This is a genomic window from Alteromonas sp. 07-89-2 (genome assembly GCF_013113925.1).
Classification (GTDB): Bacteria; Pseudomonadota; Gammaproteobacteria; order Enterobacterales; family Alteromonadaceae; genus Alteromonas; species Alteromonas macleodii.
In genome coordinates this window covers 46934-70782 of the sequence record NZ_VTYM01000022.1, presented here as the reverse complement: position 1 = coordinate 70782, position 23849 = coordinate 46934, and the positions used below count along the sequence as shown (strand labels likewise).

Genomic DNA, 23849 nt, shown 5'->3' with positions numbered 1-23849 from the left:
AGATGTGTATAAGAGACAGGTAAAAGCTATGAACACGTTATACGTTGATTTAACTATGAATAAAAATGACTTATTTTCATTTTATCATGAAATATTGTCATGTACTGGGCGGCGAAGAGCTAGTCGCCTACTATTGAGGCGGAAGATCTTTACTTGAAGTTGAGGTTTGCCACGAAATGCACAAATTATACGTGTCTGATAAAACGTAATCATCACCGCCACAGTGACCAGTTTTTGTATGTGGCGGTCTATCCGCCACTAATGATTGCGTAACGCATCAATTAATTCGTCTTTGCTCATGTTAGAGCGACCTTCAATGCCGACTTCCTTGGCCTTTTGATACAGTTCCTCTTTAGTGCGATCCTCGTACTTTTTGCCTTTTCCACCATCTTTAGAAGGCGTTTGTTCGCTATTGGCTTGCGCATTGGCAATGCGCGCCGACTTCTCTTTGCTATAGCCTTCCTCGCGAAGGGCTTCGTAAGTGTCGTCGTTTTTAATTTGGTTGCCGTGGTCCTTAGCCATATTTAACTCCTGTTTTGCATACTGAGTAATCGATTAATGTTTCGCCGTAATTCTTACTTTGTATTTACATAGATGGATTACACAGTCGTTTAAAAGACAGGCTTCAAGTGCGAAGAACCAATAGCGAGAGAGTGCTACGCCTTTAACATCAGAAAAAATGTCATTCATCGCAAACGCTAAAAACGACAAAATAACGCTGCACCGTAATGTAACGACTTAACGCGTTAAAACTTCTTATGTTGTCAATTTTAGTGCGCCACATGCACGTAGAAAGTGCATTTATGTCAATGGTTTAGCGTTTTTATGCTATTGCGCGTTTAAAATTAAGCCTTTAGTCTAAAGTGAATGTAGACGGAAGACAGAGCGAAATATGAATAAAAATGAACAACAGAGCACCGTGAATTCTTCACGCCGTAATTGGTTAAAGTCAGTGGGATTAGGTGCAGGAGCAGTAGCGCTAACGACCAGCGTTGACAGTATTATGGGCGACCTTCGTGCCGCAGGGATGCAAACTGAACACTTCCCGTCTGCTACCCCCAATGTAAACGATGGTCTTATTCGCTTATCGTCAAATGAAAACGCCTTTGGGCCGTCAAAAAAAGCCGCAAAGGCAATGCAAAGCGAGCTTTTAAACCTAGCGCGTTATACCGACGCTACGGTTGAAGTGTTAGCGCAAAAAATTGCTGAGCAAGAAGGCGTATCTGCTGAGCAAATCGTAATTACGAATGGATCTTCACCTATTCTTTTTGGCTATGCGGACTGGATCACCAAAAACGGCAATAAGCTGGTAACGTCTATGGCAACCTACGAAGGCGTACCACGGGGCGCTGAGTTTATGGGGGCAGACGTGACCTACGTGCCGTTAGCCAATGATATGACTTTTGATCTAGATGCAATTGAAGCAGCAGTAACCGAAGATACGACTGCTGTGTACGTATGTAATCCAAATAACCCGACAGGGAGCATGGTAGATGCGGCGAAGCTTACCGCTTTTGCAAAACGCGTATCGAAAAAAGCACAGGTTTTCATCGATGAAGCCTACATTGAAATGTCTGATGCTTACCCCGCAAATGTGCAATCGAAGCTAGTAGCTGAAGGGTACAACGTGGTGATTTGCCGCACCTTCTCTAAAATTCACGCCATGGCGGGACAGCGTCTCGGTTACGCCATCATGCCTGCTGAGCAAGCTAAAACAATGGGCGGTATGCTGCGCATGGGTGGTGTGAATTACTTGGCATTAGTAGCGGGTATGGCTAGCATGGATGACCACGCGAACCTAAACACCATGCGCTCACGGATTAAAACTGAGCGCGAAAAGTTAGTAAAAGTTGCCAAAGAATTAAAGCAGCCGTATGCGCCGAATCCACAAGGGAATTTCATTTACATGGATACGGGTATGCCGCACGACAAGTTTGCGGAAAAAATGAAAGCTCAGGGTATAAAGGTAGTAGGGCGCACCTGGCCCGGTTTTGATTCTTGGTCGCGAATAAGTGTGGGTACGCCAGCAGAAACAGACGCATGCGTTAAAGCATTAAAAGCAGTACTCGCTTAAAAAACAACAATAACACCTAGCGCAGAGAGAAAAGGCTGAACGCAAGTTGTGTTCAGCCTTCATTTTTTGAATCGCTATTTCTCGATAGCAAACGTTAAGCCTGCTTTTTCTTCTAAACGGCTGATAAGCTTGTTACCGAGTGCTGCCGCAGGTGTGAAGAAACCACCAGATAAACTAACGTCTTTGCACAAGCAAAGAGCAGATTCTGAAATCATTTTACTGGTAGAGCCGTAGCCTGGATCTTTGTCGCCTTTTACCGATACGGCTAGCATATCACCATTGGCAGCGGTACCCACAAACATGACATCGTAAAAGCCATTTTCGCGCTCTTCTTTGCTCGGGCCTTCACCTGGTTTAGGGCCATCATCACTAGCAAGCGACTTATCTTTGGCAACGTGATTCGCCATGGCTTCACCTTTCTCACCTGGGCCAGTCATCATCATTTCATCATACTGAAAGTTCTTGCCGTAGCTATATCCGCCCAGGTAGTTCGTGCGATGAACGTTTTTAGTATTGATGGCCGCCATAATAAATGGTGCAACCCATGTGCCTAACTGCTCATCGAAGTAAGGTTTGTTGCCATCGGGCTGTGGCTGATTTGACGCGCCATCGGTTAATGAGTGCGGGTTAATAAGTGCCGCCATGACAGACTTATCTTTGTGCGCAGCCGCCATGGTCGCTTTTAAACTTGCAGCCGTACCGCCAGAGAACGTGCCCTGCATTTTACGAACGCGACCTTTTACATATTCAATGACATCGCCAGTTTGCTTTTTGGCATGTTCTTGAAGGTAGTACACACCAAGGTCAAAAGGCACAGAGTCAAAGCCACACGAGAACACAATGTTTGCGCCGGTTTCTTTAGCTTTCGCTTCGTATTTATTGATCATTTGGTGCATCCAGGCTGGCTCACCGCAAAGATCTGTATAGCCGGTGCCGTTATCGACACATGCAGAAAGTAACTTTTCACCGTAAATTTGATACGGACCAACAGTGGTAAGTACAACGGCTGTGCGCTTCGTCAACGCATTTAGCGCGTCATCATCATCACCATCGGCTACAATGCTAGCAACGCTTTCACTAATGCCTAGCTCCTTTTTTACGCCGTTGAGTTTAGCTTCGTTTCGGCCTGCGACCGCCCACTTAACGTTGTCATCGCTGCCATACTGAGCCTGAAAATATTCAGCTACTAACTTACCCGTAAAACCTGTAGCACCGAAAATAACTACATCAAATTCCCGTTCGTTACTCATTGTTTTGTCCTGTTTTATCTCGTTTCGACACGTGTCATCAATATGCGTTACTCAATATACGCACAAGCACCCATATCTATCATTTTTTTCGGTAATATTTGTCTATTCACGAAATTAAATGGTGAGCATAAAAAAGCGTTAGCTTAATGATTCTACAAACTCAGCAAGCCGTGAAAGCCCTTCCTCCAAGCGTTCAATGCTAGTGGCGAAAGACAGTCTTACGTAATGGTTGGCATTGTGCTCACCAAAATCATTACCCGGCGTAAGCGCTACGTGATGTTGTGAAAGTAGGGCATCACAAAATTCAATTGCAGTTAAGCCCGTATGTTTAATATTGATGTAGGCGTAAAACGCACCGTCAGGCTTTGCATCTAAACCAAGCCCCATATTTTCAAGTGCACTAAAAACAAGGGAAGCACGCTTTTCCAGCGTATGGCGGTTTTGCTCGCATTGCGCCAATGCTTCTGGTTTAAAGCACGCAAGAGCGGCTTTTTGCGATAGGGTAGAGGGGCAAATAAACAAATTCTGCGCGAGTTTTTCAACGATGGGCGTCATTGCTTCAGGTACCACACACCAGCCAAGACGCCAGCCGGTCATGCCAAAATATTTGGAAAAACTGTTTATTACGACCACTGTTTCTTCAAGCTGTGCATTGGCAAGTACGGTTTGAAGTTTGGTATCAGTGCCCAAGGTCGATTGGGAAGCGAATGTATCATTGCGTACATCAAGATCAGCCGAAAGCGATAGATCCAAGTAAATTTCGTCAACAATTAAAAAGCCACCTTTGGATTTGCAGTACTCGCCAATTTTAGTCAACTCTTCTGCATCTATAACCGTACCAGTAGGATTGGCAGGTGTGGCAATAAGTACACCTTTCGTGTTGTGCTTCCAATTATCGGCAACACTTGTTGCGGTTAGCTGAAAGTTATCCTCACTGCGTGTTGGTACCAGCGTTACCTCTGCGCCAAATGCGTTTAAAAAACGTCGGTTACAAGGGTAAGAAGGGTCGCCCAATATCACGTTGTCGCCTGGTTCAACCAAGACAGCACTTGCCAAAAGTAAAGCGCCAGAAGCCCCAGCGGTCACGACCACTCTAGAAGGGCTTACCGCTACGCCATGTTTAACTTCATAAAAGCGTGCAATGGCTTCACGTAGTTCAGGCATGCCCAGCGCCGAGGTATAGGGAAAATCTGGGGCACTCAAGCTTTCTTTCATTGCCTCGAGTACTGCCGCGGGTGCGCCGAAATCAGGCTCGCCTAAATTAAGTCTTATAACATCTTTACCTTGCTGTTCTAGTGTCGTGGCTTTTTCGCCATAGGCCATAGCAAGAAACGGAGAGATCGCCGTAGCGCGAGAGGCAAACTTCAAAATAAAACCCTTATTAGTAGTGCCAATTCAAACTGTACCGCAATTAGGGATCACTCTTGGTTATGATTCAAGGGAATTCTTCGAGAAGTACAATTAACTCGCTGACTTACTTCATAGCTAACTATTTAAACGAACAAACTTTTCGGCCAACTCGTCTAGTGATTCTTTATTGTGCGGGTCAGGCTTAACAACATCTATTGGGCATACCGCTGCGCAAGTAGGCGCATCGTAATGCCCCACGCATTCTGTACAGCGTAACGGGTCTATTTCATACACTTTATTACCCATGCTTATAGCGGCATTAGGGCATTCGGGTTCGCACATGTCGCAGTTAATGCAGCTATCAAGAATAAGCAGTGCCATGCATTATGCCTCGCTCGCGTTTTCGGGTGTTACTGCACTAGGAGCTTTTCGAAACGGATTGCGGGTATCAACGCCTTCATCTAAATTTCGCAGCAGTAGGGCAAAGTTTAGAGACACATCGCTGGGTATCGGTATTCTTACTTGGTGTCCTGAACCCTTAGCATCCGTAATAGAATGGTTTCTCTTATCCAGCATCTCATTTAGCGTAAAGGTAATGTTGCCGCTTGGCGTCATCAACTCAAGCGAGTCACCTACACAGAATTTGTTTTTAACGTTTATAATTGCATAGCCAGACTCTTCACAACGGTCAATCACTTCACCAACAAATTGCTGTTTATCGCTGACTGAGTGGCCATACTCATAGTTCTGATACGCGTGGTGCGCATGGCGACGCAAGAAACCCTCGGTATAACCTCGATGAGCTAAAGTTTCCAAGCTTCCCATTAATGTACTATCAAAAGGCTTTCCTGCTACCGCGTCGTCAATTGCTTTTCTATAGACTTGAGCGGTTCGGGAACAGTAGTAATGTGATTTAGTGCGGCCTTCTATTTTTAAACTATGCACGCCCATTTGGGTTAACCTGCCAACATGTTGCACGGCACGCAAATCTTTAGAATTCATGATATAGGTGCCATGTTCGTCTTCAAAAGCTGGCATCAGTTCGCCAGGCTTTTCCTTTTCTTCTAACATAAACACTTGGGAGCTTGGCGTGCCTTCACCAAGGGTAGGAGTTACCATTTCAGGCGCTTCACCTGCATTATCAATCTGAATAGCTTGAACAATGTCGCCAGTTTCGTTTTCCTCGCCTGCCTTAACATCGTAAGACCATCGACAAGCATTGGTACAAGTGCCCTGATTCGGATCGCGTTTATTCATATATCCAGACAATAAGCAGCGCCCCGAATACGCCATACAAAGCGCGCCATGCACAAATACTTCTAACTCCATGTCTGGAACATGTTCGCGAATAGTTTCAATTTCTTCCAAAGAGAGCTCTCGAGACAAAATAACGCGCTCAATACCTTGTTTCTGCCAAAACTTCACCGTGGCGTAGTTCACCGCATTGGCCTGTACACTCAAGTGAATAGGCATTTCAGGGAAGGCGTCGCGCACCATCATAATAAGCCCTGGGTCTGACATAATTAACGCATCGGGCTTCATAGCAATTACTGGTGAAATATCTTTAAGGTAGGTACCTAGCTTACTGTTGTGCGGAGCAATGTTGCTTACTACATAGAACTTTTTACCTAAAGCATGTGCTTCTTCTATGCCTATCGCTAAGTTCTCAAGGCTGAATTCGTTGTTTCTTACGCGAAGCGAGTAGCGTGGCTGCCCAGCATAAACAGCATCAGCGCCATAGGCGAAAGCGTAGCGCATGTTGCGTAAGCTACCCGCAGGTGCAAGCAACTCTGGCGCGATTAACGTTTGGTTTGGCAATGTTGAAACTGAGCCTTCACGTAGGTTAGAAGAGCTGCGATTAGGTGATAATTTTGAAGTCATAGATAAAAACCGCTACTAGACGCTTTAAACAAGGCGGCGGATTTTATAAGCCGTAAAATACCTCTACAACTCAAACAAAGCTTGGTGTTGACCAAGATCAAATAATTTGGCGTCGCTCATGTTTTTGAATGTTTAAACGGCAATTGAGCAGAGTCAATGCCAGCTGTTTTCTTCCATATAGTTGCGTTTTTAGTGCATTACCTTCGGTAGGAAAAAACAAGCCTGTTCACAGCTAAATAACAAGCAAAAAGAGCGCATTAAACGATGAACTACCATGGGCAAAACCCACCACATAGGGTAGGCTAGAAATTCACAATAATAAGGACTAACTGCATGCTGCAATTGAACATTTTTCATAAAGCGGCGCGACAAGTAAAAGCATCGGGTAAATCGGCCATTGCGATTACGGTATTATTTGTCGTGTCTACGTCTTCCGCGTTGGCTGCGCTGCCAAGCATTGGTGAATTCACCAGCGATATGACCAAAAAAGATGGTTTAATTCCTGTTTACTATGACGATGAAAGCGACAAAGTTTACTTGGCGGTGCCAACAGCCCATGCCGAATACCTGTTTCAAAGCAGTTTGCCTTATGGCGTAGGGTCTAACGACATTGGCCTTGATCGCGGCCAGCTAGGCAATACGCGTTTAGTAAGCTTTGAAAAATTTGGCAACAAGGTTTTATTAAAGCAGCACAACACCAAATATCGAGCAGCTCACGGCAGCGACGCTGAGAAACAGAGCATTGATGAAGCCTTTGCTGATTCGGTTATCGCAGGTTTTACGCTGGTAGCCAAAAACGACAGCGCCAGTCTAATAGATTACACACCGTTCTTATTAAGCGATATTCACGGCATTGGCAATCGCTTAGCGGGAACTAACCAAGGCAGTTTTAGCGTAGATAACATGCGAAGCGGCGTGTATTTACCTAAAACCAAAGGCTTTGAAAAGAATACTGAATTAGAGGCTTTAGTCACCTTTGCAGGTAAGAAGCCAGGCGAATACGTGCAGCAAGTTACGCCCGACCCAGAAAGCTTGTCGGTGCACTTGCATCATTCGTTTGTGGCTCTGCCTGATGATAATTACACGCCCAGAGAGTACCACCCGTACTCGGGCTACTGGAAATTCAGTTACTTTGATTATTCAACGCCTATCAGCGAGCCTACTGAACAGCGTTTTATTACCCGCCATCGTTTAAACAAGAAAACCCCGCATGCTGCAATGAGCGAAGCAGTGGAGCCTATTGTGTATTATCTAGATCCTGGTATTCCAGAACCCGTAATGACCGCGCTTAAAGAAGGGGCGAGCTGGTGGAATCAAGCCTATGAAGCCGCAGGCTACAAAGATGCGTTTCAGGTGAAAGTATTGCCCGAAGGTGCCGACCCAATGGACGTGCGCTATAACGTAATCAACTGGGTACATCGCGCAACGCGCGGTTGGTCTTATGGTTCGTCGGTTGTCGACCCGCGCACTGGTGAAATTATCAAAGGTCACGTTACGCTCGGCTCATTGCGTGTAAGACAAGATTATTTAATTGCCCTTGGCCTAACCAGTCCTTTTAAGGACGGCAGCACCGACACCACTGCACAGCAAGAAATGGCTTTAGACCGCATTAGGCAGCTTTCAGCCCACGAAGTAGGGCACACATTGGGTATAGCCCACAACTTTGCGGCAAGTGAAAATAACCGTGCGTCGGTAATGGATTATCCTCATCCCAAAATTAGTATTAAAAACGGCAAAATTAGCCTAGAAGGCGCGTATGACAAAGGCATAGGCGCATGGGATATTCACGCCGTAGCGTATGGCTATCAAGACTTTGCCAGCGATGTAGAAGAAGCCGAAGCCTTGGCAAAGATTATCGTAAAAGGCCGCAATGAAGGCTTGAGCTTTAAGTCAGACCCAGATACGCGCAGCAGTCGTCATGCATCAGCAAACGGCCATATGTGGGAAAACGGTAGCAATCCGCTAGATGCTTTCGATGAAATTTCACAAGTACGCGAACTGGCGTTAGCCAATTTAGGTTTAGACACCTTAAGCCCAAATAGCAGTTTATCCTCTCTTGAAAATGCTTTAGTACCTATTTACTTGCTACATCGCTATCAGCTAGAAGCTGTAGCAAAGCAAGTCGGCGGTTTAGTGTATGAATACGAACGCAAAGGTGACTACACCAAGGCACAGGGCCAACAGTTTGTAGCACCTGCGGTGCAACAACGCGCTATGCAGCAGTTAATTACGGTCACAACCGCTGATTACCTGACGATACCTGAATCGGTACTCGCCCTTATTCCACCTACAGCTTATGGCGACGATATTACTCGCGAGCACTTTAAGGGCAAAATGGGGTTAATGTTAGACCCTGTTTCTGCCGCCGCTTCAGCATCTAACTTTGCGTTTGAATTACTATTGCACCCAGAGCGCTTAAACCGCTTAGAGTGGCAAACAAGAAGCACTAATGACCGACGTAAAAAAGTAGGCGTTTCTATGCTGGTGAAGCAAATACTTAACGTTCACTGGTATAAAAATAAGTCACAAAGCCCACTAGCAAAACGATTACAGTTAGTGGCGTTGAACGCTGTTATGCAGGCGGTTACTAATGAAAAGCTAGCGCCTGAAGTAAGAATGGAGGCCGAACTTGCACTGCTTGAATTCAGCGAATGGTTAGACGATGAAGCCGACGATAATCAGTATGAAATACTGAAAGAACAGTTCGATACTTATTGGGCAAGTAAGGCATGGCCAAGTACCTTTGAAGTAGAGCCGCTACCGCCAGGTTCGCCGATTTAAGAGCTGATAAGTAATGTTAGAGACAACGCAATTAGAGCAAAACCATAGCCCGAGTAACCAGCAAGTGCCGCAAAGAACTTTTGCGGCCTTGATCACTCCCTTACTCGCTGTGCTACTGCTAATATTAGTTCCATTAGTGGAAAGTCTGCATGGTGGTGTGCTGTGGGGCTTAAACTACCATTCCCCCAAGTTTATGTCACAGGTCGGCGACGCGTTAGCCTTAGTTAAGCTTATAGCGCTTTGCGCAGGGGTGTACCTGCTTTTTACGCAGCACGGTACATTTAGGTATCTTTTTAAAAGTAAATGGATGTCTATTGTTTTTAGCTGTGTTTTAGCAACAGTGGCGCTCATTCAGATTGCGATAGGTCTATTAGGTGTACTGATTGATGCAACACTAGGAACTAACCGAGACTACTTTCATAAAGAATTTGCAATAGAAAATAACACTATTTATGTGTTTACTGCAGATCCGGGAGCCATGGGGACGGCCTACCATTATTTTTATTTAGAATGCCCACTTCCTTTTAACCGCTATGAACTAACATTTATTGAAAAAACAAATTGGGTATGGGAGCTAGAGCTTAAAGCTTCTGATAATGGTTTTGACGTATTTAATCAGCGTGGTGAGTTTAAATATCGCGTTAGTTTGGGTGAAGTAGGGTGTGGTTAGGTACCTTGTAACTCTGCTCTAAATGACTTGGACAATATTGCTGAATACACAGCGGTATCGAATTTAGTTGCGGCAAAGCAACTGGTTAAAGAAGTCTTCGCCAAAGTAGACGTACTTGAGGAATACTCTAAATCAGGAAAGTCAGTCTCTGAATTACCATCTCTAAATTACCGCGAGTTTTATGTGAAGCCCTGTCGAATTTTTTATAAATTTGAGGACAACAAAGCCTTTATTTTGCTTGTAATGCGGCAAGAACAAGATCTTAGGCGCTTTTATTAGATTAGCGTTGATTCATCTTAAGTACATTTGGTAAATACAGCAGCTTTTTTTCGTTACTTCAGGCTTGTGACCATTAGCGGACACTCAATCTTGACACCAAGTGATCAAAAACCAATCGAATACGTTGTGGTACTGGACCACGTTGAGGGCGATAAATATATAAATCCCAAGGCACCGGCTCGACCTCTTCTAACACTCTCACAAGTTTCTCTTGGCGTAATAAGTCTTGGACTAAAAAGTCAGGAATTTGAGCAAAACCTAGTCCATTTTGTATAGCCATTAATTCAGCTTCGGTGTCGGCACTTCGAAAACGTGTTATGGATGGCGTCCACTGTCTGTCCATGGAAAAAACCCATGGCCAAAGCTTTCCCGTATTGCGATCTACTAACCCTGTAACGGGCAAGTGGTTTAGTTCTTCAATAGACGCAGGCCTTCCCACTCTATTTATTAACTCAGGCGAAGCCACGACATACATATTAATTTTGGTGAGCTGGCGGGCAATAAATCGACTATCTCTCATGAAGCCGATACGAATCCCAATATCTATTTTTTCGTCAACTACATCCACGCGCTCGTCACTGAGTGTCAGGTCTATATCCAGTTGAGGATGTATTGATGAAAGTTCCAGTAATACTGGCATTAAGCATTTATGACCAAAACCAACAGGCGCTGCGATACGAACCCGCCCTTGTAATTCATTACCCGAGTTAGGGGCGCTTGTTTGAAACAATTCATCTACAGCGCGCAGGCGTTCTTTTGCTATCAAAGCAAATTTTTCTCCAACTAGGGTCACTTGTATGTGTCGAGTATTTCGATGAAATAAAAGCTCTCCTTGCAATTGCTCTAATTCCTTCACTGCTCGTGTCACTGCCTGAGGAGAAATTCCCAGACGGTTAGCCGCTTCTTTAAAGCTGCTAGACTCAGCAGCAGTACAAAATATCCGGAGCATTTCCAATCTGTTAAGCATCACAGTCACATTCAGGTTTGATATGAATACGCCAATATTATTCCAAATTATGGAATTGTGAAATTAAAACTTTTCCATTTATTGGTTTTTAAAAGTAAGGGATAATTTGCACATTATTTAGACAGAGTCATTCATTCAACTGATTTGAGGATATTAACTATGAGTAGTGTTTTAGCAAACAACATCAGTGGTAAGGTCATTGTCATCACTGGTGGTAGCAGCGGTTTGGGCGAGACCACGGCAAGACATCTAGCCAGTCTTGGCGCATCTGTTGTTTTAGGTGCCCGACGTATCGACAAGCTTGAAGCTATTGCTGCTGACATTCGCTCAGCAGGCGGAAAAGTTGCGGTTCAAGCGACAGATGTGACTAGCCAGGACGAAGTGAAGGCCCTTGTAAACCTTGCACAAGAGCGCTTCGGTAAAGTTGATGTGGTTATCAATAATGCAGGATTAATGGCGATTGCACCGTTAGCTGAGACTCGAGTTGACGAATGGGATCGCATGATTGACATCAACGTTAAAGGTCTGCTGTATGGAGTAGCCGCAGCGCTTCCGATCTTTCAGGCTCAGGGAGCAGGCCACTTTATCAATATTTCTTCCGTAGCGGGTATCAAAGTATTCAGTCCCGGCGGCACGGTTTATAGCGGAACCAAATTCGCTGTTCGCGCTATTGCCGAAGGCTTACGCCATGAAGTTGGGGGTAACATTCGTTCAACAATCATTTCGCCAGGTGCAGTCGAATCTGAATTAAAACATGGAAGTTCAGATACTCAGGGTGCAGCCTTTGTAAAAGATTTTTATCAGCAAAATGAAATTCCATCTGAATCTGTTGCTCGTGCTATCGCATACGCAATTGAGCAGCCTGCGGATGTGGATATCAACGAGATTGTTCTGCGCCCAACTGTTCAAGAATTTTAATTCGTTTAATAAAAGATCTATTAACCAGCGGGTGATTTAACCACCCGCTGAATATTCAGTATGTGAGGTTATTGATGACAGCGTTAAACAGACAAATGCGTGCTTTGGTATTAGATAGCTATGAAGAGGGTACAGTATTCCGGGATGCCCTGATTAACTTACCCTCTCCATCAGCAGGTCAGGTGCAAGTAAAAATATTTGCAAGTGGAGTCAATCCTATTGATTACAAGATCCGCCAAGGTGTCGCTCCTTATGCCATGCCGGAATTACCCGCAGTACTTGGCACCGATTTAGCTGGAGAAATTGTTGCTATCGGCGACGGCGTCACCGGCTTTGCAGTAGGCGATGCAGTTTATGGTCTGACTGGCGGAGTGCGAGGATTGCAAGGATCATTAGCTGAATATGCCAACGTAGATGCTGAGTTACTTGCTCTCAAACCGAAAAATTTGTCCATGCGTGAAGCTGCGGCTTTACCTCTGGTTGCACTTACCGCTTGGGAAGGTTTGGTTGACAAAGCGAATGTTAAAGCGGGCCAGAAAGTCCTTATTCAAGGTGGAGCTGGCGGAGTTGGGCATTTAGCTGTGCAAATTGCTAAGGCCTTAGGTGCCGACGTTTATGCCACTGCATCGACTGGAAAACAAGAACTGCTCAAGACGCTTGGTGCCACGCCGATTGATTATCACACTGTAAGCCCTGCCGACTACGTGGACGCATACACCCAAGGCAAAGGGTTCGATATCGTTTACGACACTGTCGGTGGCTCTGTACTCGATGCCTCATTAGGTATCATTGCACATTATGGGCACATTTTAAGCTGTGCTGCATTCGACTCACATAACCTGGCACCGTCGTCATTACGCTCTGCAACATTGTCAGCGATTTTTGTGTTACACCCACAGCTCAGCGGAGAGGGGCGCAAACATCATGGTGACATTCTGCGGCAAATTACGGCTCTTGTTGAAGCTGGACAAATTAAGCCACTACTCGATCCGTTACGCTTTTCCCTAGACACGGCAATGGATGCACATAATGCCGTAGAGTTGGGATCCATGGGTAAAGTCGTTATTGATGTAATTGCTTAAAAAGTCATTGTTGTAATTACTTAAAAAGTCACTGTTGAGGATGCATATGAGCCCAAGAAAACTAATTCGAACTGTTCGTTTCCATGAATTAGGTGGCCCCGAGGTATTAACTATTGACTCGCTCGCGAGTCCAAGTTTGCAGGCCACTGATGTACGTATTGCGGTCAAAGTTGTTGGGCTCAATCGTGCTGATGCCATGTTTAGGCGAGGCAGCTATATAGAAAAGGCTGACTTCCCTTCGCGAATCGGCTATGAAGCATCCGGAATAGTCATTGAAGTCGGGGAAGAGGTAAATCACTTACGCCTTGGGGACGAGGTTTGTATTGTCCCTCAGATGGGGCTTTCTCAGAATGGCTGCTACGCAGAAGAGATTGTCGTTCCAAGTGAATATGTGGCACTCAAACCAGCAGGGCTAACCTTTGCCGAAGGCGCAGCAGCTTGGATGCAGTACCTGACAGTTTATGGCGCTTTGGTCGAAATTGCTAACGTGCAAAAAGGCGATGCAGTACTGATAACCGCCGCATCGAGCAGTGTTGGATTGGCTGCGATTCAAATTGTGAATGCTCTGGGGGGTATCCCTATCGCTACAACTTTAACAGGAGCTAAAAAGGCTGCTGTGCTCAAGGCTGGCGCGGCCCATGTGATTGCAACCCAAGAAGAACCGCTGCTGGATAGCTTGATAAGCATCTTGGGAGCAAACAATTTAAAAGTCGCATTTGATGCTGTCGGTGGGCCGCAGATAGCTGAAATTGCTGAAGCAATGAGCCCTGAAGGAACAATAATAGCACACGGAGCATTAAGTCCCGAAGTCACTCCTTTTCCCTTAAAAATAGCACTTCGTAAAAGTCTGACAGTTAGGGGGTATGTGTTTACTGAAGTTATAAAAGACATCGAGCGTTTTCGTAGAGCAAAGCAATTTATCCACTCGGGTTTATCCGAGGGAACACTCAAGCCTGTCATTGATCGAAGCTTTAAATTTGAAGAGATAGTAGCAGCGCATCACTATCTGGAGTCCAATCAGCAGATTGGTAAAATAGTGGTCGAACTTGATTAACAGTTCGTAGCTTCCGCTAGTCTCTTAACTCAGTCAGTGGCTGATATTGGTTGGGAATTTGCGTGTTCAGTGGCGAGTAGCATGGCGGAATTTATTGGAAGGCTAGATAACCCAAGCAATGAGATTTGGACGATCAAACGGGACGGTAAAATTCTAGCTTCTGTACGAAAGTCAGGGCTCTGCATTGGTGGAAGAGAAACTAGGCTTACAATGGGGTATAGAAGTCTTGGAGCAACGCTTCACCAAGTGCCTATAAACGTGAATAAATATTTAAGGAGTCTCAATGACAGCTACAAAAGAAGAAGTTATCGCTTTCATGAAATCGGAGTTTCCACAAAGCAAATGCGTTGTGGAAGCAGTGAGCAATGGTGGAGCGACTGTATCTCATCACGTAGGTCAGGATGAATTACGTCCTGGCGGAACGGTTTCGGGGCCTGTTTTAATGAGTGTGGCTGATGTGGCACTTTATGTGGCGATACTTGGTAAAATTGGCATCGTGCCATTGGCAGTAACAACTAGCCTTAACATCAACTTCTTACGTAAGCCATCGGCAAATGAGCGAATCATTGCGGAATGTTCTCTGATAAAAGTCGGCCGTACTCTCGTGGTTGGGGAGGTTTCTCTGTACTCTGAGGGGGTGAGTGATTTAGTAGCACATGCTGTGGGTACATACTCTATACCGCCCTATACATCGGAACGAAGTGAGAATATTAAAAATAATTAACTCTCTGAAAGCTTGACTCCGTTTAAAAGGTTATTGTTGAGGATGCACATGAGCCCAAGAAAACTAATTCGAACTGTTCGTTTCCATGAATTAGGTGGTCCCGAGGTATTAACTATTGACTCGCTCGCGAGTCCAAGTTTGCAGGCCACTGATGTACGTATTGCGGTCAAAGTTGTTGGGCTCAGCACCGTGTATAAGAGATTTAAAAAGGTAGTCAGACGCTTTTAATTCTGCTTTCTTCACCCAAGCCAAAATCGATTCGCCAGTGTTTGGTGTTATTTCAAATTGGACAAGACTACCTGTTTTTTGCTGAACAACATTCGTACGCATCAGCGCAGAAGGTCCGCAAACGACGTCTGAAACTTTTAGTTTAACGAGGTCACAACCCCGTAGCTTGCTATCAAGACCAAGATTGAACAGTGCAAGGTCACGCGTCCAACCTTCAAGTTTTAATCGAGTTCGGATGCCCCATATATGTGATATCTGAAGAGGTTACTTCTGCCCGATTATGCGATCTTTGCTCCAAGGTGTATGGATTCGAATTGCCGCAGGTTGTCTCCTACTTAGTAGGAACCACAAGTATGGCAGTCAAGTTGAATGGCATAATAATAAAATGAGCAAAACTTCGGAATTGTGCCAAAAGCTGCCGTTTAAATATTTGTAATTAAACTGCAGAAGTGTACGTAAAGCAGACCTTGGGGTAATTAATTTTTCACCTCAAACGTTAGTAGACTAAGGCCAAAACCCACTGCAAGCTGAGATTGTAATGAGCTAATGCTCGATAGTCATTGCATGAAACAACGTACTAATTGTTCCACCAAAATCACGGTAAGGGAAAACTTGTCATCATTGTTGCATTGGAGTCTTCGATGATGTAGCGTAAGATCACTTGGAAAGAAAGTTGCGATGAAATTAAAATTTGGTTTTGGTGCATTAATAGGTAAATCGATTTCTTGAGGTTCCAACATATTCGTTAACCGGATAGGGAGCGTCATATTGTGTTAACTATTTTTCTTTCCAAACTTCTGCTCACGCACTTAAAGTGCATTTGGCCAATCACCTGTGTTACAAGTACAATCCCTACGTTTTTGAATTTGTTTCACCCGAATCGTACCTATTGCTGTATTGACCAATTTGAAACTTGTCTAAAAACCATTAAAAGGGATACTCGCTTCAATCAATGGATGTTTAACATTGCTCTCTCCATTTTTTTAACAAAATACACAAGCATTGACTCGGGTAAACTCCTTGCGAGTTATTCGAGCGTAGCCATTACTAAACTTGGCCATTTAGAAGTTCGTCCATGAAACTTGAACCTCAAGTGTACATTGCTATTTTTGGCTCTCGAGTTCTCGAAGACGGGACTCCTAGTGGAAGCCTTGCTCGAAGAATTTCAGGAGCTCTGGATATCAATGAAACCTTTGGATACGGATTGTTTTTCGTTACTGGAGGAAGCACACAAGAGGGAATACCCACCGAGGCATCTGTAATTAAAAAAGCATTGATAGATGCAGGTATCAACCAAGATTGTATTGTCAGTGATGAGGACTCTACAGATACCCTTGAGTCAGTATACGCAGCAAGAAAACTGTTGCCAAGCGAGAGTAAAGTATGTGTCTGTAGCGATAACTATCATGTTATAAGAATCAGCTTATTAATGCGTCTCTTAGGTATTGAAGCCATACCTATGTGGATAACTTCCGGAAGACAAAAAACTGGGACTATTAATTGGCTCTACATGTGGTTTCGAGACTTAATTGCGACTTTTTACGACGTTACGCTAATTTTAGGAAGAAAGCTCTTTAGAGAGAGATAAAAATTATGGCTAACGAAAATGGTGCAAATAAAAACCTTTATTTTTTTGCAGGTCTAGCAATTTTATTTATTGTGCTTGGAGGCTCTAACGAATATTTTAATATCATGCCGCAGACAGTTTCCTTTGGCCTGGTGTCGACAGGGATTGCCATCATATTGTTTGGTATTCTGGAATCAGCGGTAAATGTAAAACTAAAAAACAGCCCCATACTTGGAAAAAGTATCAGTGCATCAGGTGCCGCGGGCGGCTTTTATTTGATTTTCATGTTACTGAAAACAGATCTAATTTCACCTCCACCCAAACCAGCACTTTTTGACATTGCTTTTTCAGCACCACTCTACACTGGGGGAGGTGACCAACATATAAGCTTAGATACATTGAGATTCACTCAAGCAAACCCGCTCTCAACTTATTCAGATTATCCGCTTTCCCCAACAAAATTTTTAGGGGCGCTTTGGGTAGAGTACGAGGTGAAAGAGAGGCAATTGTCTGGAGCTGGAGACAAGTATATGGGAACTTTTGTTAGAGAAATTAGCAATAGCTTTCAAGGCAATCCCAGCGAGGTTCCTAGGTTCAAAATGTGCTTTAAGAGAATCAATGTTGACCCCATTGTAGCTAAACTACAATGTAGTGACGGCTCCTGTAACCTCACGGAGGACTCTCGTAGTATTGAGATATGTGATCAACTAAACGCCAAAATCGATACGCCATGGTTTTTCTCTAAAGCACATGCAGCGGATAGTGTCAAAAAAGGATGGGTAACTCCTTCTATTGACACACTGGAACGACAGTTTAAAGAATCTCAGCAGACGTATGTGGCATTTTCAATTAGCTCTGAAAATCTAAACCTTCCTGAAAATGCAGACAGTTTCCAATATCAAGTTTCAGTCAACAGTATTCCTATTTACATAAATGGTTGGATGAAGGATGAAACAACTCGTTTCCTCGATAAAGAAGGAGGCTTTGAACTTAAGTTCGGTTTACAGAATTTAGATTTTGCCGGTGCAGACTTTGGTAATGAATGGCTAAAACTTGAAATTACATATTTTGCTCGAGGTGAAGAATTGCGAACTGACGTGGTCGAACGCAGTTTTATAGCACTAAGAGAAGTCGACAATGTTGGAATAAATGTTGGTGCAACACATTATAATTGGGGTGGGAAACAATATTTTGGCGTCAACGATAGATTTGAGATTTTCTTCTGGTCATCCACTGATTCGGACGAATTGGTCAATCGGCGCAAGAGGTTTTTTGATGAGGAAAACATCGAGTTAAATGGTAACCGCTTAGTCGCAGTCATTCGACCGCCGTTAAATGAAAACGAAAACTTTGGTTTGGTTCTAGGGATTGTTGACAATTACGGAAGGGTAGATTTCACATTTTCTGAGAATAAAGCTAGCGAAATAGAACAATGGGGCTCTGCCAACTTGACAGGGAGAAGAACTAAAGTTCGACCTGAAACTGGTTATGATCACCCACTAATCAATGAACTCAATGTCTATGAGCTTGGGAAAAAACATTGAATGAGTAATCATTGGCACACGTTAGTATTTTTTAACGTGTTTCAGTTTTGAGACTTTGGCTGATGACACTATAGTCTGCTCTTTGTCTCAAGGTGCCTCTGACGCTGTGGAGGTGACGAGTACGTTAAGCGGACGGTCGCTCTAGCTTTTTAATGGCCAAAAACGAGCTAGGGTTGGAGTTCTTTTTGGTTCGTTAAGCACTTTGTTTGTATGAATATGATAAATTTGTGAACGCACTAAATACTTTGGTTAGGTCATGTTGAATAAAGTTTTACTCCATCAACTTGCGTACAAAAACCTACAACTCCTTATAATTAGTAAACACCTTGTAAAGCTGCGTCCCACTCAATACCGAAGCCGACGGGAAGTGCAGAATAGGGATCAAATCGCAAGGCGCTTCTAAGGTCCTGCTGCCGTTGTCGGTATCCAGATCGTCAATATTTAAAATTTGCGCCAGTGGTTCGCCTTTCTTCACCGTTTGGCCTGGTTTCGCCATGTACTCCACCATGCCGCCCCAGTTAGTAAACAGGGTTTTATAGTCTTTTAAATACACGCCTAAACGCTTCATTTCTGTCGGTTTAATATCGCATTCGTGCAATACGCCTTTGGCGTTTAAGTAGCTAAGAATACTGGTGGCGTCTATATTACCTTCGTTAAAGTCGATAACTTCTTGGCTACCCATTTCAAGCGTAAACGCTTCAACGTTAAAGCTTACCTCACGCGCTAAATTAGTTTTTATGCTTTCTTGCAGTGTCCACCATGGGCAGAACGTCGCTTCGTCCAACGCCCCCGCAAATACGTTTGGAATAAAAATACAGTGAGGAATGTTAAACAGATTAGCACTGTCTTTGGCGTATTCGGGAATATAAACGTGGCGGGTAGACACCGGGCCGTTGTGGAGATCTAACACGAAATCGGCGTTGACCGCCATTTGCTGTAGCTTTAGGTTTAACTGCTGTGCCAAGCCTAAACCCCATGGTTCAGCCAATTTGTTGTCGATAGCGTTAGACAAGTGAGCACGAAAACGTTGTTTTATGCCTTCAATTGACTCTTCGCGGGTGACTGTTTTGGCGAAATGTTCAACTGCACCTTTATCGAAGAAGTAGCCGCGGTTCCAGTTTGTGCCGTTCACAGGATCGAACCGGCCTAATGTGTACTCACCGGCTTTAATGTTAGTACCAATGGGATTACAGTTGGGCACTAGGATAATTTCGCCGCAAATATCCATGTCTTTTAAGCGCTGAATAAGATGGTAAATAACCACGTTACCTTGTACTTCTGCGCCGTGAATAGAACTTTGAATATACACAGTGGGGCCAGGGCGCGCGCCCTTCATACGATAAATTGGCACGTTCATGTTACGTCCAGACGCGTTTTGCGCCACTACCATGTGTTTTTTCACTACTTGGGTTGTCATTTAAATCAACCTATTTTCTGTCTTGTTCTTTGTTTTAGTCTGTTGTTTTTAATCACGTTTTTAGAATTTATACCGCAAATGCACATAAACTTAACAAGCACATAGCTCGCAATCTACGCCTTTAGGTAACTTCCAGTTTCGCCACTCGTGCGACAGAGCATCAAACGTCATTAACGTGTTTTTAGGAATATTATCGAAATCCATCAATACTTGCATAGCTAGCATCGCTTGGTAAGTACCAACAATATTCACCACTGGCGAGAATATACCTGCCTCTACACAGCTTAAATCGGGCGATTCAAATAGCGTCCGTAAGCATGCATAGCAACGGCTCTCACCGGGTATAGCGACGAAAAGCTGGCCTTCAAAGCGAATGGCCGCGCCCGATACTAGCGGGGTATTTAGTTTAAAACACAGTAGGTTTATTAAATCTCGCGAGTTTGTATTGTCGGTGCAATCTAGCACAACGTCAGCACGCTCTATGGCTTGTTTTAATACTGGTGAAAGCTGAGTAGAGCTGGGCGCCGAAAACGGTTCTGCTATTACGGTAATGTCGCAGTCGCTGTTTATTGCACTAAGCCGCGCTTTAGCCGCCTCTATTTTACTTATTCCTACATCTTGTTCGCTAAACAAGGTTTGCCTTGGCAGGTTGGTGGCCTCAACAGTGTCGTGGTCGATAAGTGTAAGAGAGCCCACGCCACTGGCGCAAAGGTTAGTGGCGGCCGCGGTGCCAAGCCCGCCAATACCAATGATACAAATATTGGCGTTTAGCAGCGCTTCTTGACCGTCTAGATCCACTTTTGGAAGCACGATATGGCGGTTATAACGCATAGCCTGCTGATGAGTTAGGCTTTTAGACATAGTTTATGCCAACTTAGTTGTTGAATTCATGGCATGCACCCTTATAAAGTGATTACCAAATAGTATTTTGGCTGGTACTTTATCAAAAACCGCCAAAATGTCGCATATCAAATTAGGATTTCATATGTCAGTTGTCAGCCAACCCCTTAATATTGCCGTACTCACTATTTCAGATACGCGCACCCTCGAAAACGACAAGTCGGGAGACTACTTGAAAGAGGCGCTTACCTCGGTTGGCCATAACCTTTACGATCGCGATTTGGTGAAAGACGATATTTATCAGCAGCGCGCCGTGGTGTCGAAATGGATTGCCGATAAAAACATTCACGCTGTATTAATTACCGGTGGTACAGGTTTTACCCACCGTGACTCAACGCCAGAGGCCATCAGTGTATTGTTCGACAAAGAAGTCGACGGCTTTGGCGAGCTATTCCGTCAAATTAGCTATGAAGAGATTGGCACATCAACCATTCAATCTCGTGCGATAGCGGGCTTTGCCAATAATACTGTGATTTTCTGCCTGCCAGGTTCAACAGGGGCGTGTCGCACAGCGTGGGAAAAGATTATTTCTAGCCAACTTGATGCCGACTTTAGACCGTGTAACTTTGTGAAGCATTTGGTGGAAGCATGAGCACCTTTAGCCATTTAAACGCTGGCGGTGAAGCCAATATGGTCGACGTTAGCGACAAAGACGTTACCAAGCGAGAAGCCACAGCAGAAGGTTTTTTATACGTAAGCGAAGACGTTATTCGCCAAATCTCTGAATCAAAAATTGCAAAAGGCGATGTATTTGCAGTTGCCCGTGTAGCGGGTATTCAAGGGGCGAAACGCTGCGCCGATCTTATTCCTCTTTGTCACCCATTGGCACTGTCAAAGGTGGATATAAACTTCGACATTCAGGCCGACCAAAATCGAATTCAAGCCACCTGCTATTGCAAGCTAAGCGGTAAAACCGGCGTTGAAATGGAAGCGCTCACGGGTGTAAATGTGGCGCTGTTAACCTTGTTTGATATGTGCAAAGCCATCGACCCTGGCATGCACATGGAAGGGGTACGGGTACTGGAGAAAAAAGGCGGTAAGACAGGCCATTGGCAGTCCGACACCTAGTTCAATTAAAGGCCAGTGAGCTAAAAAAGTAACGTGTATAAAGCGAACAAGCATTCAAGACGCAACGCACTTTAGGCTCAACGTATTTCCGAGGCTTGGAAAGATTAATTAGCGCGCACAAAGCAACCTTAACAACGTAGATAACAGGCAAAGCATGCAGGTAACGGTAAAAACATTCGCACAAACCAGAGAGATTACGGGAGAGGACAATATCGCGCTCCATATAAGCGAGAGCAGCACTATTGAGACCGTGATATCGCAGCTTAAAACGCGTAGTGACAAGTGGGCATTAGCACTAGAGGGTAGTGTGCTTACTGCCTGTAATCAAGAGCTTTGCGACCTGCAAACAGTACTCAGCGACGGTGATGAGCTGGCGCTATTTCCACCTGTGACAGGGGGCTAGCTATGTTCGCGCTAGTTCAAGTTGAAGATTTCGACCAAGGAGAGCTTTACGCTAGGCTAAAACAGTCGGCAGATGAGAAGGCCTGCGGCAACACCGGCGCGATTGTTACTTTTACTGGGCTAGTGCGAGATTTTAATAACGCTGGCGACATAGACGGCATCGAATTAGAGCATTACCCGGGCATGACTGAAAAAGCGTTAATGCTTCTGGTTGAACAAGCGAGCGAACGTTTTTCACTTAACAGTGCTGGCGCACTGCACAGAGTAGGGCGCATATATAATAACGAACAAATTGTATGGGTAGGTGCCGCCGCTCCCCACCGCCAGGCGGCGTTTGACGCTGCCTGCTACTTAATGGACATGCTTAAACAGTCGGTACCGCTATGGAAAAAAGAATTTAAGGGCGATAAATCTGAATGGGTTGCGGCGAAAGCATCTGACGATAAAGCGGCACTTAAGTGGATGCGCAAAAAGTAATGGTTTGTTCTTTAGCAATGCGACTTTCAAGCTTTGTTAACTTGGCCATGCTTATTTTGGTAAGTGCAAGTGTAGCCCTAGGCGTTACGGCTTTTTCAAGTTCTGTGGCACATGCAAGCAGTTTTGAAGCGGCAAATAATAATGTAAATGAAGGGAGCGTTATTAGTGCCGAAAAACAAAACCAGTCAGTAAATTTCAAGCGCGACGAAAAAATTAACGTAGCCGTTGCGGCAAACTTTGCAAAACCGCTAAAGAGTATTGCCGAGCAGTTTACTAAGCTAACCGGCATAGAAGTCGCGGTAACGGTATCTTCTAGCGGTACTTTGTATGCGCAAATTCAACATGGTGCTAGCTTTGACGTTTTTTTATCTGCTGATCGCGCTCGGCCGCAAGCATTGGTTGATAACAACGTAGTTCACCACGGCAATCTGGTGGACTACGCTAAAGGCAAGCTGGCGTTTGTCTATGCTGGCGGCTTATCAAGTGAGGCATTCAGTGAAATATCTAGTAAGACATCCGGTGAAAGGAATTGCGAGCAGATCGCGCGCTCATCTACTGGAGACACAACTGCACAAATAAACGTTCAGCTTACCGATTGCTTGTCGAAGCAGCTTGTTCAATTAATGGAAAATCCACAAAACAAGGTAGCTATCGCAAATCCTAAACTGGCCCCCTATGGTGATGCTGCGCAACAGACGTTGCAAAACTTATCCTTATGGCAACAGTTTTTACCTCACAGAGTGATGGGTAAAAACGTGCTACAAACCTTGCAGTTTTATACCACCGGCAGCGTGAAAGGGGCGTTCGTTGCGTACTCATTGGCCTTAGATTTGCCCGCAGACTTATCCTCTAATTTGCCTTCTAATTTTAACAGTGTTGTGAATACCAAAAGCGCCGATGCTGTTACGGTTATCGTCCCAGTACCTGAAACCTTATATAAACCCATCATTCAGTCGTTGGTGATTAACAGTAAAACGGTAGCTACATTATCTCCGAATCTGTTCGAACCACTTCCAATCAAAAATGCGACAGCGCCAGTTGATGAGCATGTTCACAACGACGACGTTGAGCCAACCAGAGCGTTTCGTTTGAGTGACGCTAATGGAGTGTCATCACCCAGCCTGTTCGTACAGTATTTAATGTCGCAAGGGGTGCAGCACAGCTTAATTGAATGGGGCTATGAACCTACCATTGCATCGGGCGTCGGTAACTAAGT

Annotated in this window: 22 protein-coding genes and 2 pseudogenes; 16 read left to right on the top strand and 8 right to left on the bottom strand. The window is 44.6% G+C overall.

The window, feature by feature from the left end:
• Positions 1-258: 258 nt before the first annotated feature.
• Entirely contained in the window at positions 259-522 is a 264-nt protein-coding gene (locus F0261_RS14435; RefSeq protein WP_014949788.1) for a Rho termination factor N-terminal domain-containing protein, read from the bottom strand.
• A gap of 370 nt (positions 523-892) precedes the next feature.
• Between F0261_RS14435 and F0261_RS14430 the strand changes: the two genes are divergently transcribed.
• A complete protein-coding gene (locus F0261_RS14430; protein WP_039216497.1) occupies positions 893-2074 on the top strand; it encodes a histidinol-phosphate transaminase in 1182 nt (393 codons plus the stop codon).
• A gap of 74 nt (positions 2075-2148) precedes the next feature.
• Here the strand turns inward: F0261_RS14430 and F0261_RS14425 are convergent, their stop codons facing one another.
• The 4 genes from F0261_RS14425 to yegQ form a co-directional block, all read right to left on the bottom strand.
• A complete protein-coding gene (locus F0261_RS14425) occupies positions 2149-3324 on the bottom strand; it encodes a trans-acting enoyl reductase family protein (protein ID WP_171338316.1) in 1176 nt (391 codons plus the stop codon).
• Between the two features lie 138 nt (positions 3325-3462).
• The gene (locus F0261_RS14420) at positions 3463-4692 is read right to left on the bottom strand and encodes an aminotransferase class I/II-fold pyridoxal phosphate-dependent enzyme (RefSeq protein ID WP_171338315.1); all 1230 of its coding nucleotides are present in this window, start codon (positions 4690-4692) and stop codon (positions 3463-3465) included.
• Positions 4693-4809: 117 nt separating this feature from the next.
• Complete coding sequence (locus F0261_RS14415) at positions 4810-5055, bottom strand: YfhL family 4Fe-4S dicluster ferredoxin (protein WP_014949784.1); 246 nt, start codon at positions 5053-5055, stop codon at positions 4810-4812.
• Positions 5056-5058: 3 nt separating this feature from the next.
• Complete coding sequence (gene yegQ / locus F0261_RS14410; protein WP_171338314.1) at positions 5059-6555, bottom strand: tRNA 5-hydroxyuridine modification protein YegQ; 1497 nt, start codon at positions 6553-6555, stop codon at positions 5059-5061.
• 333 nt (positions 6556-6888) lie between these two features.
• Here yegQ and F0261_RS14405 point away from each other — a divergent pair, with 333 nt between their 5' ends.
• The 3 genes and pseudogenes from F0261_RS14405 to F0261_RS14395 all read left to right on the top strand — a co-directional run.
• A complete protein-coding gene (locus tag F0261_RS14405) occupies positions 6889-9336 on the top strand; it encodes a zinc-dependent metalloprotease (protein ID WP_171338313.1) in 2448 nt (815 codons plus the stop codon).
• Between the two features lie 13 nt (positions 9337-9349).
• Positions 9350-10006, top strand: coding sequence for a hypothetical protein (locus tag F0261_RS14400; RefSeq protein ID WP_171338312.1), 657 nt, complete (start codon positions 9350-9352; stop codon positions 10004-10006).
• A gap of 15 nt (positions 10007-10021) precedes the next feature.
• A pseudogene (locus tag F0261_RS14395) lies at positions 10022-10285 on the top strand (type II toxin-antitoxin system RelE/ParE family toxin); the annotation flags it as partial.
• A 73-nt stretch (positions 10286-10358) separates the two neighbouring features.
• On the opposite strand, the gene F0261_RS14390 reads toward F0261_RS14395, so the two are convergent.
• Complete coding sequence (locus tag F0261_RS14390) at positions 10359-11252, bottom strand: LysR family transcriptional regulator (protein ID WP_171338310.1); 894 nt, start codon at positions 11250-11252, stop codon at positions 10359-10361.
• A 159-nt stretch (positions 11253-11411) separates the two neighbouring features.
• Between F0261_RS14390 and F0261_RS14385 the strand changes: the two genes are divergently transcribed.
• The 7 genes and pseudogenes from F0261_RS14385 to F0261_RS14355 all read left to right on the top strand — a co-directional run bounded on the left by F0261_RS14385 (position 11412) and on the right by F0261_RS14355 (position 18369).
• A complete protein-coding gene (locus tag F0261_RS14385) occupies positions 11412-12170 on the top strand; it encodes an SDR family oxidoreductase (protein WP_171338309.1) in 759 nt (252 codons plus the stop codon).
• 74 nt (positions 12171-12244) lie between these two features.
• Entirely contained in the window at positions 12245-13252 is a 1008-nt protein-coding gene (locus tag F0261_RS14380; protein WP_171338308.1) for a zinc-dependent alcohol dehydrogenase family protein, read from the top strand.
• A 46-nt stretch (positions 13253-13298) separates the two neighbouring features.
• The gene (locus F0261_RS14375) at positions 13299-14306 is read left to right on the top strand and encodes a zinc-dependent alcohol dehydrogenase family protein (RefSeq protein ID WP_171338307.1); all 1008 of its coding nucleotides are present in this window, start codon (positions 13299-13301) and stop codon (positions 14304-14306) included.
• 283 nt (positions 14307-14589) lie between these two features.
• Positions 14590-15030, top strand: coding sequence for a PaaI family thioesterase (locus tag F0261_RS14370; RefSeq protein ID WP_171338306.1), 441 nt, complete (start codon positions 14590-14592; stop codon positions 15028-15030).
• 48 nt (positions 15031-15078) lie between these two features.
• Positions 15079-15216: pseudogene (locus F0261_RS20245) on the top strand (NADPH:quinone reductase); the annotation flags it as partial.
• Positions 15217-16333: 1117 nt separating this feature from the next.
• Entirely contained in the window at positions 16334-16846 is a 513-nt protein-coding gene (locus F0261_RS14360) for a YdcF family protein (RefSeq protein ID WP_171338305.1), read from the top strand.
• Between the two features lie 5 nt (positions 16847-16851).
• Positions 16852-18369 (top strand): hypothetical protein, encoded by a 1518-nt coding sequence (locus tag F0261_RS14355; RefSeq protein ID WP_171338304.1) that lies wholly within the window; start codon positions 16852-16854, stop codon positions 18367-18369.
• Between the two features lie 298 nt (positions 18370-18667).
• Here F0261_RS14355 and F0261_RS14350 read toward each other — a convergent pair whose 3' ends face one another.
• Positions 18668-19786, bottom strand: coding sequence for a succinylglutamate desuccinylase/aspartoacylase family protein (locus F0261_RS14350; protein WP_171338303.1), 1119 nt, complete (start codon positions 19784-19786; stop codon positions 18668-18670).
• Positions 19787-19876: 90 nt separating this feature from the next.
• The gene (locus tag F0261_RS14345; protein ID WP_168463345.1) at positions 19877-20647 is read right to left on the bottom strand and encodes a HesA/MoeB/ThiF family protein; all 771 of its coding nucleotides are present in this window, start codon (positions 20645-20647) and stop codon (positions 19877-19879) included.
• A gap of 124 nt (positions 20648-20771) precedes the next feature.
• Here F0261_RS14345 and moaB point away from each other — a divergent pair, with 124 nt between their 5' ends.
• The 5 genes from moaB (at position 20772) to modA (ending at position 23847) form a co-directional block, all read left to right on the top strand.
• Positions 20772-21278 (top strand): molybdenum cofactor biosynthesis protein B, encoded by a 507-nt coding sequence (gene moaB, locus F0261_RS14340; RefSeq protein ID WP_171338302.1) that lies wholly within the window; start codon positions 20772-20774, stop codon positions 21276-21278.
• The gene (moaC, locus tag F0261_RS14335; protein WP_014949774.1) at positions 21275-21754 is read left to right on the top strand and encodes a cyclic pyranopterin monophosphate synthase MoaC; all 480 of its coding nucleotides are present in this window, start codon (positions 21275-21277) and stop codon (positions 21752-21754) included. Before moaB ends, moaC begins: the two co-directional genes overlap by 4 nt.
• A gap of 154 nt (positions 21755-21908) precedes the next feature.
• Positions 21909-22157, top strand: a complete 249-nt coding sequence (locus F0261_RS14330) for a MoaD/ThiS family protein (protein ID WP_061095255.1) — start codon at positions 21909-21911, stop codon at positions 22155-22157.
• Between the two features lie 2 nt (positions 22158-22159).
• Positions 22160-22633: a molybdenum cofactor biosynthesis protein MoaE gene (locus tag F0261_RS14325; RefSeq protein ID WP_171338301.1), complete on the top strand. Its 474-nt coding sequence runs from the start codon at positions 22160-22162 to the stop codon at positions 22631-22633.
• Positions 22615-23847, top strand: coding sequence for a molybdate ABC transporter substrate-binding protein (gene modA, locus F0261_RS14320; protein WP_171338300.1), 1233 nt, complete (start codon positions 22615-22617; stop codon positions 23845-23847). Before F0261_RS14325 ends, modA begins: the two co-directional genes overlap by 19 nt.
• Positions 23848-23849 lie beyond the last annotated feature (2 nt).

Coding starts and splice junctions, on each gene's coding strand:
- F0261_RS14435 (WP_014949788.1), bottom strand. CDS start 522: ATGGCTAAGGACCACGGCAACCAAATTAAAAACGACGACACTTACGAA.
- F0261_RS14430 (WP_039216497.1), top strand. CDS start 893: ATGAATAAAAATGAACAACAGAGCACCGTGAATTCTTCACGCCGTAAT.
- F0261_RS14425 (WP_171338316.1), bottom strand. CDS start 3,324: ATGAGTAACGAACGGGAATTTGATGTAGTTATTTTCGGTGCTACAGGT.
- F0261_RS14415 (WP_014949784.1), bottom strand. CDS start 5,055: ATGGCACTGCTTATTCTTGATAGCTGCATTAACTGCGACATGTGCGAA.
- yegQ (WP_171338314.1), bottom strand. CDS start 6,555: ATGACTTCAAAATTATCACCTAATCGCAGCTCTTCTAACCTACGTGAA.
- F0261_RS14405 (WP_171338313.1), top strand. CDS start 6,889: ATGCTGCAATTGAACATTTTTCATAAAGCGGCGCGACAAGTAAAAGCA.
- F0261_RS14400 (WP_171338312.1), top strand. CDS start 9,350: ATGTTAGAGACAACGCAATTAGAGCAAAACCATAGCCCGAGTAACCAG.
- F0261_RS14390 (WP_171338310.1), bottom strand. CDS start 11,252: ATGCTTAACAGATTGGAAATGCTCCGGATATTTTGTACTGCTGCTGAG.
- F0261_RS14385 (WP_171338309.1), top strand. CDS start 11,412: ATGAGTAGTGTTTTAGCAAACAACATCAGTGGTAAGGTCATTGTCATC.
- F0261_RS14380 (WP_171338308.1), top strand. CDS start 12,245: ATGACAGCGTTAAACAGACAAATGCGTGCTTTGGTATTAGATAGCTAT.
- F0261_RS14375 (WP_171338307.1), top strand. CDS start 13,299: ATGAGCCCAAGAAAACTAATTCGAACTGTTCGTTTCCATGAATTAGGT.
- F0261_RS14370 (WP_171338306.1), top strand. CDS start 14,590: ATGACAGCTACAAAAGAAGAAGTTATCGCTTTCATGAAATCGGAGTTT.
- F0261_RS14360 (WP_171338305.1), top strand. CDS start 16,334: ATGAAACTTGAACCTCAAGTGTACATTGCTATTTTTGGCTCTCGAGTT.
- F0261_RS14355 (WP_171338304.1), top strand. CDS start 16,852: ATGGCTAACGAAAATGGTGCAAATAAAAACCTTTATTTTTTTGCAGGT.
- F0261_RS14350 (WP_171338303.1), bottom strand. CDS start 19,786: ATGACAACCCAAGTAGTGAAAAAACACATGGTAGTGGCGCAAAACGCG.
- F0261_RS14345 (WP_168463345.1), bottom strand. CDS start 20,647: ATGTCTAAAAGCCTAACTCATCAGCAGGCTATGCGTTATAACCGCCAT.
- moaB (WP_171338302.1), top strand. CDS start 20,772: ATGTCAGTTGTCAGCCAACCCCTTAATATTGCCGTACTCACTATTTCA.
- moaC (WP_014949774.1), top strand. CDS start 21,275: ATGAGCACCTTTAGCCATTTAAACGCTGGCGGTGAAGCCAATATGGTC.
- F0261_RS14330 (WP_061095255.1), top strand. CDS start 21,909: ATGCAGGTAACGGTAAAAACATTCGCACAAACCAGAGAGATTACGGGA.
- F0261_RS14325 (WP_171338301.1), top strand. CDS start 22,160: ATGTTCGCGCTAGTTCAAGTTGAAGATTTCGACCAAGGAGAGCTTTAC.